Origin of the sequence: Acinetobacter sp. BHS4 (assembly GCF_018454425.1) — a bacterium.
In the GTDB taxonomy this organism is placed as follows: Bacteria; Pseudomonadota; Gammaproteobacteria; order Pseudomonadales; family Moraxellaceae; genus Acinetobacter; species Acinetobacter pittii.
Genome location: NZ_CP075323.1, coordinates 1,106,155 through 1,122,420, shown reverse-complemented (window position 1 = coordinate 1,122,420; position 16,266 = coordinate 1,106,155). Strand labels below are relative to the sequence as shown.

At 37.7% G+C, this 16,266-nt stretch carries 15 protein-coding genes and 1 tRNA gene; 3 read left to right on the top strand and 13 right to left on the bottom strand.

The genetic code is table 11. The features are described 5' to 3' along the window. The 3 genes from bauE to bauD are packed head-to-tail and all read right to left on the bottom strand — an operon-like array spanning position 1 to position 2,656. A complete protein-coding gene (gene bauE / locus KIP84_RS05360; RefSeq protein WP_213689455.1) occupies positions 1–771 on the bottom strand; it encodes a ferric acinetobactin ABC transporter ATP-binding protein BauE in 771 nt (256 codons plus the stop codon). Beyond that, entirely contained in the window at positions 768–1,715 is a 948-nt protein-coding gene (gene bauC / locus KIP84_RS05355) for a ferric acinetobactin ABC transporter permease subunit BauC (protein ID WP_213689454.1), read from the bottom strand. The genes bauE and bauC overlap by 4 nt, the downstream gene beginning before the upstream one ends. Next, entirely contained in the window at positions 1,715–2,656 is a 942-nt protein-coding gene (gene bauD, locus KIP84_RS05350) for a ferric acinetobactin ABC transporter permease subunit BauD (protein WP_213689453.1), read from the bottom strand. Before bauD ends, bauC begins: the two co-directional genes overlap by 1 nt. A gap of 631 nt (positions 2,657–3,287) precedes the next feature. On the opposite strand from bauD, the gene basB reads away from it, so the two are divergent. Further along, complete coding sequence (gene basB / locus KIP84_RS05345; protein WP_213689819.1) at positions 3,288–5,318, top strand: acinetobactin non-ribosomal peptide synthetase subunit BasB; 2,031 nt, start codon at positions 3,288–3,290, stop codon at positions 5,316–5,318. Between the two features lie 70 nt (positions 5,319–5,388). Here basB and KIP84_RS05340 read toward each other — a convergent pair whose 3' ends face one another. After that, complete coding sequence (locus KIP84_RS05340; RefSeq protein WP_213689452.1) at positions 5,389–7,236, bottom strand: AMP-binding protein; 1,848 nt, start codon at positions 7,234–7,236, stop codon at positions 5,389–5,391. Between the two features lie 393 nt (positions 7,237–7,629). Between KIP84_RS05340 and KIP84_RS05335 the strand changes: the two genes are divergently transcribed. After that, positions 7,630–8,490 carry a siderophore-interacting protein gene (locus KIP84_RS05335; protein WP_161282497.1) on the top strand — a complete coding sequence of 287 codons (861 nt, stop codon included), beginning with the start codon at positions 7,630–7,632 and terminating at the stop codon, positions 8,488–8,490. A gap of 189 nt (positions 8,491–8,679) precedes the next feature. Further along, positions 8,680–9,366 carry a pirin-like bicupin family protein gene (locus tag KIP84_RS05330; RefSeq protein WP_005068005.1) on the top strand — a complete coding sequence of 229 codons (687 nt, stop codon included), beginning with the start codon at positions 8,680–8,682 and terminating at the stop codon, positions 9,364–9,366. Positions 9,367–9,401: 35 nt separating this feature from the next. Here the strand turns inward: KIP84_RS05330 and KIP84_RS05325 are convergent, their stop codons facing one another. The 9 genes from KIP84_RS05325 to efp all read right to left on the bottom strand — a co-directional run bounded on the left by KIP84_RS05325 (position 9,402) and on the right by efp (position 16,220). Continuing rightward, entirely contained in the window at positions 9,402–9,647 is a 246-nt protein-coding gene (locus tag KIP84_RS05325; RefSeq protein WP_078225176.1) for a hypothetical protein, read from the bottom strand. A gap of 104 nt (positions 9,648–9,751) precedes the next feature. After that, entirely contained in the window at positions 9,752–10,306 is a 555-nt protein-coding gene (locus KIP84_RS05320; RefSeq protein ID WP_213689451.1) for a TetR/AcrR family transcriptional regulator, read from the bottom strand. Between the two features lie 782 nt (positions 10,307–11,088). After that, a complete protein-coding gene (locus KIP84_RS05315) occupies positions 11,089–11,715 on the bottom strand; it encodes a hypothetical protein (protein WP_213689450.1) in 627 nt (208 codons plus the stop codon). Between the two features lie 20 nt (positions 11,716–11,735). Then, positions 11,736–12,203 carry a hypothetical protein gene (locus tag KIP84_RS05310; RefSeq protein WP_213689449.1) on the bottom strand — a complete coding sequence of 156 codons (468 nt, stop codon included), beginning with the start codon at positions 12,201–12,203 and terminating at the stop codon, positions 11,736–11,738. After that, positions 12,203–12,472 (bottom strand): hypothetical protein, encoded by a 270-nt coding sequence (locus KIP84_RS05305; protein ID WP_213689448.1) that lies wholly within the window; start codon positions 12,470–12,472, stop codon positions 12,203–12,205. Before KIP84_RS05305 ends, KIP84_RS05310 begins: the two co-directional genes overlap by 1 nt. A 368-nt stretch (positions 12,473–12,840) precedes the next feature. After that, a tRNA-Val gene (locus KIP84_RS05300) sits at positions 12,841–12,917 on the bottom strand. A 167-nt stretch (positions 12,918–13,084) separates the two neighbouring features. Next, on the bottom strand, positions 13,085–13,390 hold the full coding sequence (locus KIP84_RS05295) for a YbdD/YjiX family protein (protein WP_000980869.1): 306 nt from the start codon (positions 13,388–13,390) through the stop codon (positions 13,085–13,087). Further along, positions 13,390–15,486 carry a carbon starvation CstA family protein gene (locus KIP84_RS05290; RefSeq protein ID WP_017399304.1) on the bottom strand — a complete coding sequence of 699 codons (2,097 nt, stop codon included), beginning with the start codon at positions 15,484–15,486 and terminating at the stop codon, positions 13,390–13,392. The genes KIP84_RS05295 and KIP84_RS05290 overlap by 1 nt, the downstream gene beginning before the upstream one ends. 164 nt (positions 15,487–15,650) lie before the next feature. Next, positions 15,651–16,220: an elongation factor P gene (gene efp, locus KIP84_RS05285; protein WP_002118666.1), complete on the bottom strand. Its 570-nt coding sequence runs from the start codon at positions 16,218–16,220 to the stop codon at positions 15,651–15,653. Between the last annotated feature and the right edge of the window lie 46 nt (positions 16,221–16,266).

Below are 16,266 nucleotides of genomic sequence, written 5' to 3'. Positions count from 1 at the left end.
TCAAGCTCCAGATGAGTTGAAGTAATTACACATACAGCCACGCTCACTGTATGTAATTTCAAAATTAAGCTCGTACAGATCATTTAATTGCGCCTCTGTAATCACTTGTTCGGTTAACCCACTGAAATGAAGCTTGCCGTTCTTGAGCGCGACAATATGGTCCGAATAATTCGTGGCAAAATTGATGTCATGAATAACTAAAATCACAGTGCGCCCTTGTTCATCACATAAGCGCCTGAGTGCGCGCATAATTTGAACGGCATGTTTCATATCAAGGTTATTTAAGGGTTCATCTAATAAAAGTACGTCTGTTTGCTGTGCGATCGTCATCGCCAAAAAGGCCATTTGCCTTTGACCACCACTAATTTCATCTATGTAAGATTTGCGCAGTGGTTCTAAAGAAAGAAACTGAATAGCTTCATCAACCACCTGACGATCTTGCTCGGTTAAAACACCACGGCTATAGGGAAAGCGTCCAAATGAAACCAGCTCTTCTACGGTTAAACGCAAATTAAAGCCGGGTGCTTGACGTAAAGTCGCGACATGCTTGGCGTAAACAGCGGTTTTAATATCCGCAATATTTTGATGATTAAGAAAAATCTCGCCTTTATCCGGCTCTATTAAACGTGCCATCATCATGAGCAAAGTCGATTTTCCAGCTCCATTTGGACCAATGAGTGACGTCACCTGACCTGTAGGAAATTCAACATTTACGTCAGTCAGTACTGGCTTATTTCCATATGACTTATTGATATTCTTGACATGAATCATGCAACACCTCGGGTACGAACCGTCAGCGCAAGGAAATAAATGCCACATACGAGATTGACCAAAATGCTGACGGTCGTTTTGTAATTAAAAACGTGCTCAACTAAAATTTGAGCAGCAATAAATATGGCAATCGTGATGGCACAGCCCATGGGCAGCGTTAATTTATGCTTATAACTTCTTGCTAGTGCATAAGTAATGTTGGCAATAAATACGCCCATAAATACTGTCGGGCCAATCAGACTGGTAGATACCGCAACCAAAATAGCGATTAGGGCTAAATAGAAACTGACATAGCGGTGATGATGAATGCCTAATGAAATGGCTTGCTCACGCCCTAAAACCAGAACATCCAAAACAGGAAGTGCTTTCATACCGAGGAATAGAACAATGACTACAGCTAAGCTGGCATACAATAAAGTTTCTGGTTGAGAGCGATTAAAAGAAGCATAGCTAAGGTCTTGGAAAACAGAAAATTCACCAGGATTAATTTTGAGTTGAATAAATTGAGTAACCGTCCCGACGACCATCGTAAGGACTAAACCTAAAAGCAACAGGAGAAAGACATCATTTCTGCCATATGGCAGTAACCACTTATGGATTACCCACGAATAAAGCAGCATTAAAACGATAGAGATAAAGAAATTGCCGTTTACCCCTAACTGACTTAATCCATGTGTTCCCCAAAAAAACAACAACAAAACTTGCCATAAGAGATAAATCGCTTCATAGCCCATAATTGAGGGAGTCAAAATACGATTACCGACCAGTGTCTGAAAAACAATCGAGGAAAAAGCAACGCAAATACCGGCTATCACAATCGTTGCAAGACGCAGAAGTCGGTTAGGAATGACGTAATCAAAATCTAGTCCTGAGTTTAAAAATAAAAAACCTACTGCTAGACAGATGACAATCAGATAAATCGTCCATAGCTTTGTAATACGCATTATCTAAACTCCCTCAAAATGAGGATGAGGAAAATAATTCCCCCCACACCACCTGCGGTAAGTCCGATTGGCACTTCAAATGGATAAATAATCGAGCGACCAAGAATGTCGCAAACCAGTAATAGAGACGCCCCACCCAAAGCCACAATGGGCAAGGTTTTAGCTAAGTTTTCTCCGTATTTCAGTGCGACCAAATTGGGGACCACGAGCCCGACAAAAGGAATGGCACCAACAGTAATTACTGTGGTTGAAACTGTAATGGCAACCAGTATTAAACCAATGGCGGCTATAGCTGCATAACTAAGTCCCAAGCTAGAAGCCATCTCTTCACCCATACCAATCACGGTAAAGCGATGTGCGAAAAGATAAGTCAGGACAACAATCGGAAAAATAATGTAAATAACTTCATAGTGACCTTGGACAATTTTTGAAAAATCTCCTAAAAGCCACCCTTGCATACTTTGTAAAATATTAAAGCGATATGCATAAAACTCAGCTAAGGCACTCAGTACACTGCCGTACATCAAGCCAATAACGGGTACTAAAACCGTATTTCTAAAACGGATCCGCTGGATAATTGCGATATAAATTAAGCTAGCAATAAAACAAAAAATGATCGCAAATATCATCTTACTCAGCGTGCTGGTTACCGGAACTAAAGTTAACGACACTAAAATTCCTAGTTTGGCAGCATCTAAACCGCCTGAAGTTTCCGGTTCAACAAACTTGTTACGCACAATATGCTGCAAGATGACACCACATACCGCCAACCCGATACCGGTGAGCACAATAGTGATTAAACGAGGGATACGGCTGGCTGTAAGAGTGAGCCAACTCTCATGAGAAAAAGAGAATAAGGTAGACCACTGTATTTGCTCAGCCCCGAGCAATAATGAGCAAATACATAAAATGATAAAAATACAGAATAAGCCAAATCGCATCAGTGGCGTGCCCCACTTGAGCGTAATAAAGCCGATGCAAATTGCAAATTTAGTCCCATCAACCCAATGCGAGGGAAAATTTGTTCAACATTTGATGGGCTTATTAACCTTTCATGATTGAATATTCTCATGAAAATTCCTCAATTTTATCGAGACAACAGAATCAGTTCCTTTTGAATAGGCAAAATCACAGCCCTATTCTTAGGATCGTTTTTTTCATCTTTAAATTATTTTTGCCGAACCAATTTCGAATTAAATAAATATTAATCAATCACTTATTATTTATTTTCTATTTTAAAAATTCGTCATTCTCAATTGGCATCATCTTCTTGCAAATAATAATCTTGATGTAAATGAGAATCAATTATAGTATGTTTAAAGGTAAAATGTAACCCTACTGTTACATCAGTACAGTTCACGTGGACATCAACTCATTAGAAAAAGGTCAGTTTTTGTAAACAAGCAAATCTATAACATTATGAATTATATAAAATTTAATCTAATGTAAAAAATTTGCGAAATAAAAATTGATGAAAATAGCCATTTGATAAACCAGGATTCATTTATGTTGGAACAATTTTCCAAATCGCCCTCTCTCCTTTCGGTTACTGATTACGAAGAACATATCTGGATGTTGCAATTACAGCAGCCTGAACAAGTTAATCGACGTTTTCATTTGTGGAAAGTTAATCAAGGTTTAGACATTCAACTGCTGATTAAAGCAATTCAAGACATTATTAAAACTACGCCTGACTTAAATGTCCGTTATACATTTAGTGACGAAGGTGATTTATACAAATATCCATTTGATGATCATTCAGCTTGCCTAGAATTAAAAAAGAGCAATACAGAACAAGTATTTGAACAGGTAGCAACCTTAAAAGCGCAATCATGGAATGCAGAATTTCATCCCCCTTTTTTTACAAGTCTTGTAGAAACTGAACAAGACTATTTTCTTATTTTAGCGCTCCACCCGATTCTTGATGAAAGCTATCAAAAGTCAGATTTCATTCAGGCTATACAAAATCGATATCAACAATATTCAACCAATAATATGCCATTGGTACTGACGGAAATTGATATCTCACATCATCTAGATACAAGTTTCGCAAAAGCGCCAGAACAACCTAACCAAACTTATGTTTCAGAAATTATTTTAGAAGAGTTCCGAAATACTCTCGCTGAACCAGAAATGAGCCAACATGATGACTTTTTTGATTTTGGCGGCCATTCACTATTAGCAACACGAATTATTGGAAATCTACTTAATAAACATGGAATTGAGATTCAATTTAATGATTTCTTTAAATCTCCATCTGCTGCTGATTTAGCCCAATATGCTTTCGTTAAATCTGCAAAAACTGAAAAATCCACCTTACAAAGTGTCGATAAAGCCCCGCTTACTTTAGCTCAAGATTTCCTGTGGCAAGCTTATTCTGCGTTCGATTTTAGCCCAATTTATAACTTGCCATTTGCCGTAGAATTCCTTGAAGAAATTAATGAAGATATTTTCTTTCAAGCGTTTACAGATATTGTTGAGCGCCATGCAGGTTTACGCACAATTTTTAATAGCGCCAATGGTCAAACCTATCAACAGGTTATTCCTACATCTGAACTTCATCAATTCAAATGGTTTTGGAACAGTGCCGAAAGTCACGATGCAACGCTTGCAAGTGAAGCTTCATATAAATTTGATTTAACCCGTGAACTTCCCTTAAGAATTCGTTTGATTCGAAATGCTAAAGGTCGCCAAACTCTATCGTTTTTAGTTCACCACATGGTGATTGATGAATGGTCTTTAAATACCATTATGGCTGACCTTGCGCATGCTTATCTTGCTCGCTCAAATGCTCAAGCTCCAAACTGGAAGACACCTGCCCAATCTATTCTTGATTTTTCTTTACTCCAGCAAAAGCAAGGGATTAACCAAGACCATCTAAATTATTGGACTGATCTGTTAAGAGGAGCAACCAAAGGTCTAAAACTTCCTGTTTCGGAACATGAACTAAATGCTGAAAAGGAAAAACCTCCAGTCCAATGGCTCGAACTTAAATTTGCACCGGAAATGTATGAAAAGCTCCTCGGATTTTCGAGACAACACGGCTCTTCTATTTTTGCTGTTCTCTATACCGCAATCGCCAATGCGTTACAGCAACAAGGTAATTTAAAAGATATTGTGATTGGTACTTCTGCTTCTGGACGAACTGATCCTGAGTTTTTCGATACGGTGGGTTACTTTACGACCATGGTGGCGCATCGCACACAATTTAGCGATTCAGATTCATTCCAATCATTGCTCCACAATATCAGCACAATGATTAATACATCGATGGCCTATGCAGATATTCCAATCAACCATATTCAAAATGCATTAGGTATGAGCGCCGATGAAGGACTGTTATTTGATGTGTTTGTTCATATCCATTCAAATAACGCTTTAAACGGCGCGCTCAAAACACCTCAGGGACAAGACCTTCCTTATCGCCAGATCTTGCCGGAACGTGATGAATCGATGTTCGGATTACATTTTGAAATTATGGAAAATGTGATTGATGGACAACATCAGTTAAGCATGATCATTACGTATCAAGCCCATCGCTTCCCGACTGCAATAGTGGAAAGTATCTGTGAAAAAATTAAGGCAACCTTAGCTCAAATCTAGTTGCCCTAAAACCAACCATGTGCTTAAAAGCCAACATCTCGACTCTGCTTTTAAGCACATTCCAATTTTTCTATTTTATTTGTTGCTCTACTTTATTCACCACATCCTGAATTGTTTTACAGCTAATGAGTGTATAAAAATCAATTTCTGTATTGAGCTTTTGAGAGAGTTTCTGAGCAATACTCATGAGTTGTTTCGAACGAATGCCTATCGCTAATATTTCACTTCTATAAAAAACATCCATTCTTTCAGCTTGGCTGTCAGCTATGCATTCACGGAAAACCGATAAAACCGAATCTCCTACCTCAGCGACTGATGACAGTGTCTTAGTGGAATTTGTAGACAACGTAGAAGATACATAAATTTTCCCCTGAGCGATTTCTTGCACAGCTTTACGATCAATTTTTCCATTTCGGGTCAAAGGTATGGTTTCGATGCTCAAATATTTCGAAGGAATATGTGAACTCGGCAGATGCACTTTTAAAAGGTTCTTTAATTCGGGGCTATTTAAGCGAGTAGTTTTGTATTTATTTTCTAGAGTATAAACGGCGACTAGCTCTTGAGTTTCAGTCGTTGGATGTACACAACTTACCACCACACAGTTATGAATATACGGGTGCTTCGTTAAAGCATTTTCAACCTCGGCCGCAGAGATTCTCACGCCTTTTATCTTTAAATAACCTTCCTCACGTCCAGCAAAAATAATATTTCCATCTTCCCTAAAATATCCTTGATCACTCATGCGAAAAGCAGTTTGAGTTTCATTTCCGCTCACTTGAATATCCACGAAATCTTTATAATAAATTTCCCCATCAAGTAAATAACCATTAGATAAATTCAGGCCGGACATATACATCGTACCGACCTCGCCCATTTGGCAAGGCTTCAGATTTTCATCCAAAATATAATAACGGTTATTTTCTAAAGCTTTTCCATACGGAATAATTTCCTGATCTTGCTCATTTATTTCATGCCATATACTCCAAATTGTGGTCTCGGTAGGCCCACCTAATGAAAATAAACGAGCGTTAGGCAATTGTTCTCTTAACTTTGCTATAAGTGAAGGTTTGATATAGTCGCCGCCTTGGGCAATTAAACCCAAAGACTGTAGTTGTTCTTTTTGAGCTACACTGAACAACATATCGACAATGGCAGGCACACTGCTCCAAAGCGTAACCTTGTAGCGATCTACTAAATTGGCCCAGACAACAGCATTTTTACTTTGCTCAAAGGATGGCACCACCAAAGTTGCACCCACTGCCATTGAAGCAAAAACATCAAATACCGACATATCATGATGAAATGGTGTTACCGCCATAATCACATCATCCGCAGTAATTCGCCATTCCGAGATCGTCTGTTGTAGCGTGTTTTCAGTGGCTTGATTATTTAGGACCACACATTTCGGAGTCCCTGTACTTCCCGAAGTATATAAATAATACGCCGGAAGTCGGTTAATTTCGGCATTAAAGCTCGGTTCATACTCAGTTGTAGCCGATAAAATTTCATTAATATTGAGGTTGTGAACACCAGCAATAGATGAGTCACTCACCACAACATCTGCCCGACTATTCGTCAATAAATAGTTCAGTCTCGACGGCGGTGAATCCATATCTACAGGTAGCCAAATGATGCCAGTAAGCGCACATGCCAAAGCGGTATAAATATGCTCAGGACTTTTTCTCAGGCAAATTGCAACCACAGACCCTGTCGCCAAATCTTGCTTTTTTAGCGCATACATAACTTTGGCGACCTGAGTCCCTACCTCAGCATAACTAATGCTACGGTCTTCAAAAATGAGTGCTGTTCGATTGGAATTTTGTTCAAAAATATTTTCATAAATTCGCTTTAAGAAATTTTCTACGTTGTTATTTTTATCATTCGTTTGCCCTAAATTTTGACTCAAATCTTTTAGCATTTATGTTGGTCCTCACCCTATTCTTTATGCAATACCACCCCACCTAATATTCAAAACAAAGTTATAAAAATGTCGTCTTTATCGCTGTTTGTTCGAATAATAGATATCCCAGCACAATAATATAAATGATAATCATTTACAATTAATATTGTGAGAAATATCTATTTTCCTCCTTTAAAAGCACTTTATAAAAAATAATAAATATCAAAACAATAAGATAATTTTTAACCTTAGGCCTAATCATTTAGAGGGCTATATTTATGAACTAAAAACCACAATTAATAATGATTATTATTTACATTTAGAGCCAACTTGGTTATCGTAATGAATAGAGAGACTACATCTATATCAATTATTACGCTCTATAGTAATCATGAAGCTTGGGTTATATGTATGACAAAAATTGCAGAAAAATCGAAACAAGAATATGGCGAGTTACTAAAAGAAAAAGACCATTTACAAGATATGGAACAGCTTGAGATGACTATCGTCTCGATCCATACGCCGTATCCGTCCATTGTAAGAATTCAAGGAAAAATCAACACATTACAGCCAGAGCTTTGGCAAGCTCCCAATTTGGCAATTCGGTTAATTGTGAGCAATCCACCAGAGGGTCAACCCATCTCACGCGTCTATACGGTCCGTTCGTTCAATCCTGTAAACGCTCAAATCGAAATTGATTTTGTTAAACATGAAGATTTAAGCCCAGCAATGGAATGGCTTAATTCGGCCCAAGTGGGTACAAAAATCGGGCTTATTGGCCCCCGCCCTCATTTCATTCCCAATTTCATACATAAAAAACATGTGGTCATGTTTGCCGACGATACGGCTATACCCGCGTTATATTCGATACTGAATGAATGGGAAAATGGCGTAAGTGCGGATATTTTTATTGAAAGTTTTGAAAAAGATATTGCTAGTCAATTACCCCGTCATGACCACGTCAAAATTCATTCGTTCCATAAAGAACATCACACGCCACAAAAAGGTCTTCTTTTAAAAGCAGCATTTGCACTAAAAACTTATGACAATATTACGATTTGGGCGGCTTGCGAACGCAAAGAAGCCAGAGCTTTACGCCAGTTTTTTCTAGAAGACAAACAGTTTAATAAAAATGACGTGCGTATTGCTGGCTATTGGAGAGATGGCGTATCAAGTTCAGAACTAGACATACTCCGTGCTCAACATTATCAGAAACATATTCAGCAAGGTAAGACGTTGAATGAATATGATGACCTTGATTTAGCGAACTAAGATCAACAATCATTTGAATAAAGCCTGCCTTGTGCAGGTTTTTTTATGAGTCAACATACATCTATAAATATAAAACTATACGACCATATCAATTATGCAACGACATGTTGCAGTTAACCTATTTTTTAGCCCCACATAGAACATTACTATATTTCTCAAGAGATAAATAAAAATTTGGGAGATTAGATCATGAATGCTTATCTACATCGTAGTGAAGATCGAGGTCATGTAAAAGCAGGCTGGTTAGAGTCTTATCACAGCTTTTCATTTGGTAGTTGGTACGACCCTAAATATATGGGTGTAAGCGCTCTACGTGTAATTAATGACGACCAGATTGATGCGCATAATGGTTTTGGTACGCACTCTCATGACAACATGGAAATCTTAACCTGTGTGTTAGATGGTGCAATTTCACACCGTGATACCATGGGAAATGAAGGCCAGATTAAAGCGGGTGAATGGCAACTCATGAGTGCCGGCACAGGTGTTGCCCACAGTGAAATCAACAACACTGATACGCCTGTACATTTACTACAAATCTGGATTATTCCTGATGAAAGAGATGCAGAGCCAAATTACCAGCAAATTAATCTTGACCCACGTAAAGATCCAAACAAATGGCATTTAATTGCAGGTCCTGATGCAAATGCACCAATGCATATTCGCCAAAATGCAGAAGTAAAATCTGCCGTATTGGAAAAAGGACATGAGTTAACTGTTGATACGGTTAAAAAAGTGAACTATGTGCATGTGATTTCGGGTGTAGTTCGCATTGGCGATCAAGAAGTTAAAGCAGGCGATGCTTTAGTTTTTGAAGATAAAGCGACAATTCACGCAACTGAAGACAGTCAATTTATCTGGTTCGATTTACCTTAAATCATAAAAAGGCCCTTTGCATAAAAGGGCTTTTTTTAATCTCCACCGCCACCGCCGCCATCACATCCGCCTGAATCTGAAGATGATGATGAACAGTCATTTGAATAACTAGAGCTATGATGATGACTCGGACTATTATCGTGAAAATGATGTGTTGAAGCAGATGAATGATCATGCTCACCAGATGGTGAATAATTTTTTAAATTTCTGAGTAACGCGATTAAACAAATGAGCCCAATACTAGAAAAAATGACTATGAATATAATAATAAATAACTTCAAATAACGACCTCCTAGATCAAGCTATAGAGATGCTTGTTGTGTTCCCATTTATTATATGAGTCATATTTAATAAACAAGTTGTTTTTTGATAAATAAAAGTTGCATTAAACCAACCCCGCCAAAAAACAATCCAGCACTCTTTCCCGTTCGATTGCCGCACCCGAGCTTAAAAGCTGAATAATTGCGCCTTCGATCATATATAAAAATAATTTGGCATCCTGAAAAGTTGCATCGTTTTTGAGTGCTCTAAGTTGGCTATAAATTTCATTGATGAGCCACGTTCTATATCTCACTGCGGTGATATAGGCTTTTGGATAGGTGAGTTTCGTTTCAAAAATTGCTTTAAATAATAAATAGTACGGCCCTTCTACATCGCTATGTAACAAATAAAGTTTCTTAAGTTTATCCTTCACGTTTGTACTTTGATCGTACTCAACAATTGCATCCACTTTTTCTTTTAAGCGTTCTTTTTGCACGATCAAACAGATTTCAATAAATCGCTCTTTAGAATGAAAGTAGTTATAAAAAGTTGCTTTTGGAGTGTGAGACTCTTTCACGATTCGATCGATGCCCACTATGTGAAATCCGTGATGGTGAAACAAATAAATCGATGTATTAATGATTTGGATCGCACGTGTTGAGAGAACTAAATTTGGCATATTTTTACCGTTATAAATTCTTGTTGTTTCTAAACGAGATACTTTTTTGGGAGAAAAAAAGGCATAGCAAAGCCATAAAGACTGTGCTTGGCACATCTCAAGTTTTATTGTTAATGCAAGTTTTTTGAGCCGTAATGACTTAAAGCCTGAAAACCTTAAAGGTCATCAAGCTGCTTTAAATTTTTAAGTTGTGTCGTTATAGCTTTTGGCAAAGGCTGCCAAGAAATTATGAATATGCAAAGCCAACTCCTTTTTATTGGGAGTTCTGCCAGACATTTATAAAATTATGGTGGCAGAACGGAAGAAGGTTGACAGACTAGTATTATCTCAAACTAGCACACCCGAGGGTGTCCCTCTCCCGTCCTACCGCTACGGGAAAGGGACGAGTAGCTACCACACAAGACTATTCCTCAGAAGAAATAACTCTGATGCGGGAGATAATATTCAGCCTGTCAAAGCCGGCTGGCAATGTGGCCAGCAGGCAAAGGATAGTGCTCTGCCCTTTTGCAGTCAAGCACACAAAATGACATTTGTTTTAAATTAGATCATTAAAAAGTAAGGATAAATAATGAATAAGTGATTGTTAAAGTGGGGTTTATAAAGGTGGGGCTTTTAGGGGGGTATGTAGGTTTTGTGAATTAGGAATGAATTAGTAAATTTATACGATTCTATTTGTCGCTATATCTCGAACCGTTTTATAGAAACCAATAAAAAAAAGCTCTAATCTATTAGAGTTTAGAGCTTTTAAGTAAAATAAAATTTTATTAATATTATTAAAAATTTCATTGCACCTTTTTAATATTTTGAAGTTCATTTTTCATTATAGAAGCTATATCCTCTTTTGATGGACTTTTTAATGAAACATATAGACCGCCAATACTTAAAGCAAAACTTACTAAACCTACTATTGTTAACATAGTATTAATCTTTTTCGTTCGCTTCTGTTCATTTTTTATCTGATCGGCCTTTTCAAGCGCATTACGGATAGGAATTAGTAGATACTTATCGGATTCTGATTCACAATTTTGAGTTAGTGTATTCAATCTTTTCAAAACAACACGTATGTCTTTAGAGAAAACATCAAAAGGTTCAATCGTTTCAAGTTTTTGAACTAATTCAGAATAATAACGATGATCCTCAGGTGTAGAGGCTGCTAATAAAAGCTCTGACAGTACATCTTCAGCTGTTAATTTTCCAATTTTAGAGGATTCAATCATTCTCATAAATTCATCAGCACCAATATCAATATTGTTTTTATGTTTAATTAAAATACTTTCTTTAAAAAAAGCTCTTTTCTTTTTACTTTCACCCTTGCTTACAAAGGTCATAAAAACAGCAAATATTGTAATCGAGGAATAGCCAATAATAATAATCCAATTTGCAATGTCATTTATATTGTTTGTATTCATAAGCCATTAAATTTAAATAATTATAGAGTTAACGTTAATTCTTTAGAGTTTCCATTCTTAACATCATCATCCCAACTAACCTGAATCGAATGTTTAGTAGGCGTATCATACGATACTGAAGCTAAGAGAGTAACTGATTGCTTGGAATCAAGATTTAAGGGGAATTTACTATCAACTTCATCTTGTAGTAATGGGATCAAATAAGTATTCGCAAATGAAAGTGACACATTTCTTGCCTCACCTAATCCATCATTCCATATTCTTAAGCGATAGTTATTACTGCCAATTTTAAAGTAACGGGCTTTAATATCCGCTGTTTGTTTAGAAAAAAAATCATCTTCCTCTTTTTGAATTAAGAATTGATTCAACTTTATCTCCATTTCCACTAATCTAGCTTGACGCTGATTAGTCTTATGGTTTTGATAAAGAGCATATATAGAAACTAATAAGGCTAAAAATGCTATAACATCGGCTAATTCTACTGCCATTATTTCACCTTAAAAACTTTACTATTTTTAAAAATATTCTTAATTTCTTTTTGAAGATGTTGCTTTGCTTCTTTAATAGCTTTATTTGCTATTTCATTAGTATGCGCGTCAATGCTTTCAGAATTAGCTTCTAGTAGTTCCTCTCTACTAAATTCTGCAGAACAACTATTACAAATAAATAAATCTGTTAATTCATTATGTTCAAGCGAAGTATCAGCACAAACAGGACAATTCATAACTATTGTCCGTTTCATTTTTTTCATTTTCATAGCCAGTTTATCCTTAAGAATAATATTCTAAGTTGTTATTAAAAAAAGGATCAAAGTTTGTTGCCCGTATCCACCTAAATAAGAAGATTCACAAAAACACCCCAACCAATAATATTATATAGAATTATATTTTCTAGCCCATTTTAAGATTGAAACGACGTAAAATGTCGCTTCATTTTGAAAGAAAAAATATAAATTTAAACATTCTAATAGAGGAAAAATTTTATCTAATCTTGCTTATTCTGTACTTATACAATCTTATAAAAGTTAAATTAAGTTATACAAAGCAATAAAAAAGCCCTAAACCATTATAATTTAGGGCTTTTTAAGTCATGTAAAGCTATTCGAGTTTATATGACTTTAAATCTTGGTAGGTATATCCAGACTCGAACTGGAGACCTCTACGATGTCAACGTAGCGCTCTAACCAACTGAGCTATACACCTAGAATGGAAAGCATAATATTCATTTTTCAAAAGCAAAACAAGTGATTTGCCATCGAAAAAAATACAAATGAGCAGACTTTAAGCAAACTCTTTTTCATTTTCCAAAAAAGAAAAACGGTACATGGTTTAACCACATACCGTTTCTTTAGCTGACTATTAATCTCAACTTAACAAGGGCATTTCTTTAAATTCCCACCTGCCGATGGATATCTCGAATCAACACAATGACGGTAGAAAGTCGTCGCATCCATTGGGGTTAAATCAGGATGATGCGCTTTCATGTGCTCCAGATAAGTTTGGTAGTCTGGAACCCCAACCATCAGTCGAAAGCTTTGCTGCAAACGCTGCCACAAGGTTGCAATGCGCGACCAGTTCTTTGGAGAAAGTAATAGCTCTTTTTGCGAGAGCACTGTCATTTTAATAATTTTCGCAATAATGACAGTTCCATTTTTTGCAAATTTAAAATTCATCATTACTCTCCTCGTGGGGTGACCACTTTCGGATCAGCATATACAGCTGGTGCTTCATGAGCAGTTGGTGTCGGGCTTGCTAATGCACGGCGCACAATACCAATTGCAGCAATTACCATCACAATCGCAACGATCATGAAGAAGCCACAAAGCGCAGCGTTGATTTGGTTTGACATCACAATCGTCTGCATTTCTTCAAGTGTTTTTGCTGGTTTAAGAATTTCACCACGCGCAATCGCATCTGAAAATCTATTCGCTTGCGCTAAGAAACCAATCTTTGGATTTTCGTGGAAAATCTTTTGCCAGCCCGCAGTCATACAGGTAATGAACAAGAAAATTGTTGGGAAAATCGTTACCCATACATATTTTTCTTTTTTCATTTTAAACAGAATGACTGTACCCAAAATGAGTGCCATTGAAGCCAACATCTGGTTACCCACACCAAATAAAGGCCAGAGTGAATTGACACCACCTAATGGATCAATCACACCTTGATAGACGAAGAAGCCCCATCCACCTACCGCAACAGCAGTACCTAGCAAATTACCAAAGAATGAGCTTGAAGATTTAACCGCAGGAATAACAATACCCACAGTGTCTTGCACCATGAAACGACAAGCACGAGTACCCGCATCGACAGCAGTTAAAATGAATAATGCTTCGAATAAAATCGCAAAGTGGTACCAGAACGCCATCATTGAACGGCTGTTAAAAATTTCCGAAATGATATGAGCCATACCAATCGCAAAGGTAGGCGCACCACCTGTACGTGAAAGAATCGAGCTTTCACCTACTTCTTGAGCCAACACCGTTAGCATTTCAGGCGTAACGACAAATCCTAAATTACGCACAGCTTCTGCCGCAGATTCTACAGTTGTACCCAGTACAGCCGCAGGCGCATTAATTGCAAAGTACACACCTGGGTCTAAGACAGTTGCACAGATCATCGCCATAATACCGACGAAAGATTCCATGAGCATGCCGCCGTAGCCAATCACACGAATGTCAGCTTCGTTATCAACGAGTTTTGGTGTTGTACCACTTGATACAAGCGCATGGAAACCAGAAATAGCACCACAGGCAATAGTAATAAATAGGAATGGAAATAAACTACCAGAGAATACAGGACCAGTACCGTCAATAAAATGAGTCACTGCCGGCATTTTTAGTTCAGGTAATGCAATCACAATACCAACGGCCAAGCCGAGAATGACACCAATTTTAAGGAAGGTTGATAGATAATCACGTGGTGCTAACAATAACCAGACTGGTAAAACTGATGCGATAAATCCATAAATGATTAAGCACCATGTAAGCTGTGTTCCTGTTAAAGTGAAAAACTCACCCCAGTAAGGATCTGCTGCAACCTGTCCGCCATAAACAATGGCAAGCATCATTAAAACGAAGCCGATAATAGAAACTTCGGCAATACGTCCCGGGCGAATAAAACGCATGTAAACGCCCATAAACAATGCAATTGGAATGGTTGCTGCAATACTGAAAACACCCCATGGACTATGGGCAAGTGCTTTCACCACAACTAATGCCAGTACCGCAAGGATAATAATCATTACCCCAAGCGCACCAAGCATGACCACAATACCGGCAAAAGAACCAAGTTCTTGTTTTGCCATTTCACCAAGTGAGCGACCGTCTCGACGTGTTGAAATAAATAAAACTAAAAAGTCTTGTACCGCACCCGCCAAAACCACACCGACCAATAACCAGATCGTTCCTGGTAAAAAGCCCATTTGTGCAGCCAAAATTGGTCCAACTAATGGCCCCGCTCCTGCAATTGCAGCAAAGTGGTGACCGAAAAGCACATATTTATTGGTGGGTACATAATCCAGACCATCGGCCAAGCGATGTGCTGGGGTTAAACGTCTTGGGTTTAATTCAAATACTTTAGTTGCAATAAATAGACTATAAAATCGATATGCGATGCTATATACACATGCTGCAGCAAGTACAAGCCAAACCGCATTGACATGTTCACCACGACTGAGTGCCAGCATCCCAAAAGAAATTGCACCTATTATTGCCACTAGGCTCCAGACCAGCTTGGAGGGAAGCGTAGATTTCGCTTGCATTGTGTCCATTCTTAACCTCTCAATAAATAACTACAGCATTTTTATATTGTTATGTACTGTTTCTCTTAATCCCTGTGACTCTACTCCTCCTTTTTCTTTTTTCCTCTTATACTTTCGCATAAAAAAAGGGATGATTTACATCATCCCTTCGATAATAGTGTATTTTTTAACTATTATGCACGCTCTAAATAATCGCCAGTACGAGTATCTACACGAACGCTTTCTTCTTGCTGAACAAATAACGGAACACGAACAACCGCACCTGTTTCAAGCTTAGCTGGTTTACCGCCACCGCCAGATGTATCACCACGTACGCCCGGATCAGTTTCAACAATTTTCAATACAACGAAGTTCGGTGGGCTTACTGTTAAAGGTACGCCGTTGAACAACATAATTGTACATTTTTCATTTGAATCGTCTTTTAACCATTTAGCAGCATCGCCCATTGCAATTTTGTCTGCAGCGATTTGCTCAAAAGATACAGGATCCATGAAGTTCCACATTTCACCATCGTTGTATAGGTATTCCATTTCAACTTCAACGATGTCAGCTGCTTCTAAAGAGTCACCTGATTTGAAAGTTTTTTCTAATACTTTACCGGTTTTAAGGTTACGTAATTTTACACGGTTGAACGCTTGACCTTTACCTGGTTTTACATATTCGTTTTCCATGATTGAACATGGGTTACCATCAAGCATAACCTTAAGGCCTGCTTTGAAATCATTTGTAGAATAATAGGCCATGAAAGGCACACTCCAAACTTAACAAGTCAACTATGCGATATAATGC

Bases quoted from the DNA above. Each gene is read 5' to 3' on its own strand.
- bauE (WP_213689455.1), bottom strand. From the start codon at position 771: ATGATTCATGTCAAGAATATCAATAAGTCATATGGAAATAAGCCAGTA.
- bauC (WP_213689454.1), bottom strand. From the start codon at position 1,715: ATGCGTATTACAAAGCTATGGACGATTTATCTGATTGTCATCTGTCTA.
- bauD (WP_213689453.1), bottom strand. From the start codon at position 2,656: ATGCGATTTGGCTTATTCTGTATTTTTATCATTTTATGTATTTGCTCA.
- basB (WP_213689819.1), top strand. From the start codon at position 3,288: ATGTTGCAATTACAGCAGCCTGAACAAGTTAATCGACGTTTTCATTTG.
- KIP84_RS05340 (WP_213689452.1), bottom strand. From the start codon at position 7,236: ATGCTAAAAGATTTGAGTCAAAATTTAGGGCAAACGAATGATAAAAAT.
- KIP84_RS05335 (WP_161282497.1), top strand. From the start codon at position 7,630: ATGACAAAAATTGCAGAAAAATCGAAACAAGAATATGGCGAGTTACTA.
- KIP84_RS05330 (WP_005068005.1), top strand. From the start codon at position 8,680: ATGAATGCTTATCTACATCGTAGTGAAGATCGAGGTCATGTAAAAGCA.
- KIP84_RS05320 (WP_213689451.1), bottom strand. From the start codon at position 10,306: ATGCCAAATTTAGTTCTCTCAACACGTGCGATCCAAATCATTAATACA.
- KIP84_RS05315 (WP_213689450.1), bottom strand. From the start codon at position 11,715: ATGAATACAAACAATATAAATGACATTGCAAATTGGATTATTATTATT.
- KIP84_RS05310 (WP_213689449.1), bottom strand. From the start codon at position 12,203: ATGGCAGTAGAATTAGCCGATGTTATAGCATTTTTAGCCTTATTAGTT.
- KIP84_RS05305 (WP_213689448.1), bottom strand. From the start codon at position 12,472: ATGAAAATGAAAAAAATGAAACGGACAATAGTTATGAATTGTCCTGTT.
- KIP84_RS05295 (WP_000980869.1), bottom strand. From the start codon at position 13,390: ATGATGAATTTTAAATTTGCAAAAAATGGAACTGTCATTATTGCGAAA.
- KIP84_RS05290 (WP_017399304.1), bottom strand. From the start codon at position 15,486: ATGGACACAATGCAAGCGAAATCTACGCTTCCCTCCAAGCTGGTCTGG.
- efp (WP_002118666.1), bottom strand. From the start codon at position 16,220: ATGGCCTATTATTCTACAAATGATTTCAAAGCAGGCCTTAAGGTTATG.